This is a genomic window from Sporosarcina sp. ACRSL, assembly GCF_022346605.1.
Classification (GTDB): domain Bacteria; phylum Bacillota; class Bacilli; order Bacillales_A; family Planococcaceae; genus Sporosarcina.
Window position 1 is genome coordinate 1 of sequence record NZ_JAKRNT010000031.1, and the last position, 1,415, is coordinate 1,415.

9 tRNA genes and 2 rRNA genes are annotated in these 1,415 nt (G+C 48.8%); all 11 read left to right on the top strand.

Annotation, left to right across the window (positions count from 1 at the left end):
* A 23S ribosomal RNA gene (locus MHZ92_RS21210) occupies positions 1–89 on the top strand; the annotation flags it as partial.
* A 162-nt stretch (positions 90–251) separates the two neighbouring features.
* A 5S ribosomal RNA gene (gene rrf / locus MHZ92_RS21215) occupies positions 252–367 on the top strand.
* A 34-nt stretch (positions 368–401) separates the two neighbouring features.
* A tRNA-Val gene (locus tag MHZ92_RS21220) sits at positions 402–477 on the top strand.
* A gap of 20 nt (positions 478–497) precedes the next feature.
* A tRNA-Thr gene (locus MHZ92_RS21225) sits at positions 498–573 on the top strand.
* A gap of 7 nt (positions 574–580) precedes the next feature.
* A tRNA-Lys gene (locus MHZ92_RS21230) sits at positions 581–656 on the top strand.
* 19 nt (positions 657–675) lie between these two features.
* A tRNA-Leu gene (locus MHZ92_RS21235) sits at positions 676–757 on the top strand.
* A gap of 9 nt (positions 758–766) precedes the next feature.
* Positions 767–841, top strand: a tRNA-Gly gene (locus tag MHZ92_RS21240).
* A 9-nt stretch (positions 842–850) separates the two neighbouring features.
* Positions 851–939 (top strand) — tRNA-Leu (locus MHZ92_RS21245).
* A 25-nt stretch (positions 940–964) separates the two neighbouring features.
* Positions 965–1,041: transfer RNA gene (locus MHZ92_RS21250), tRNA-Arg, on the top strand.
* Positions 1,042–1,055: 14 nt separating this feature from the next.
* Positions 1,056–1,132: transfer RNA gene (locus MHZ92_RS21255), tRNA-Pro, on the top strand.
* A gap of 13 nt (positions 1,133–1,145) precedes the next feature.
* A tRNA-Ala gene (locus MHZ92_RS21260) sits at positions 1,146–1,221 on the top strand.
* Positions 1,222–1,415 lie beyond the last annotated feature (194 nt).

Genomic DNA, 1,415 nt, shown 5'->3' on the forward strand with positions numbered 1-1,415 from the left:
CCTCAAAGAAGATGAGGTGGATAGGTCCGGGGTGGAAGCGTGGCGACACGTGCAGCTGACGGATACTAATCGATCGAGGACTTAACCTTAAGTTATTTAAGTACGGTTGAACTTGAAGTTCAGCGACAATGTTGGTTTTATCCGGTTTTGAACGAACAAGCATCGTTCATAACACTTTTTATTAAAAAAAGTGCTTGCAAATTTATATAGAATTGATATAATAACTAATGTCCTCAAGAGGATGTTATAAGTCTGGTGGCGATGGCGAAGAGGTCACACCCGTTCCCATCCCGAACACGGAAGTTAAGCTTTTCAGCGCCGATGGTAGTAGGGGGCTTCCCCCTGTGAGAGTAGGACGTCGCCGGGCTTGTCAATTCTTAATTAAATATAATATTATAATCGGAGGATTAGCTCAGCTGGGAGAGCACCTGCCTTACAAGCAGGGGGTCGGCGGTTCGAACCCGTCATCCTCCACCATATAGTTTTATGTATTATGTGCCGGTGTAGCTCAATTGGTAGAGCAACTGACTTGTAATCAGTAGGTTGAGGGTTCAAGTCCTTTCGCCGGCACCACTTTTTTGAGCCATTAGCTCAGTCGGTAGAGCATCTGACTTTTAATCAGAGGGTCGCAGGTTCGAATCCTGCATGGCTCACCATTTTAACGCTTATTATTATGCGGGTGTGGTGGAACTGGCAGACACGCTAGACTTAGGATCTAGTGCCGTAAGGCGTGGGGGTTCGACTCCCTTCACCCGCACTTTTCTTTGCGGAAGTAGTTCAGTGGTAGAATACGACCTTGCCAAGGTCGGGGTCGCGGGTTCGAATCCCGTCTTCCGCTCCATTTATACACGCCGGGGTGGCGGAACTGGCAGACGCACAGGACTTAAAATCCTGCGGTAGGTGACTACCGTACCGGTTCGATTCCGGTTCTCGGCACCAAAACTATTTCATTTTAAATGAATAGGCGCCCGTAGCTCAATTGGATAGAGCGTCTGACTACGGATCAGAAGGTTGTGGATTCGAATTCTTCCGGGCGCGCCATAGACTTATAAAATCGGGAAGTAGCTCAGCTTGGTAGAGCACTTGGTTTGGGACCAAGGGGTCGCAGGTTCGAATCCTGTCTTCCCGACCACTTCTTAACTAATGGGGCCTTAGCTCAGCTGGGAGAGCGCCTGCCTTGCACGCAGGAGGTCAGCGGTTCGATCCCGCTAGGCTCCACCATATGAACCTTGAAAACTGAACAGCAAAACGTCAACAAATAAAGTCTTGAAGCCGACCCCGTCGGTGGACAGACAAACGAATCTTCGGATTCAAAATTGACATCTTAAATGATGCCAGCAAGAAACTCGAGCTACTCGAATTTCTCTATTATGGAGAGTTTGATCCTGGCTCAGGACGAACGCTGGCGGCGTGCC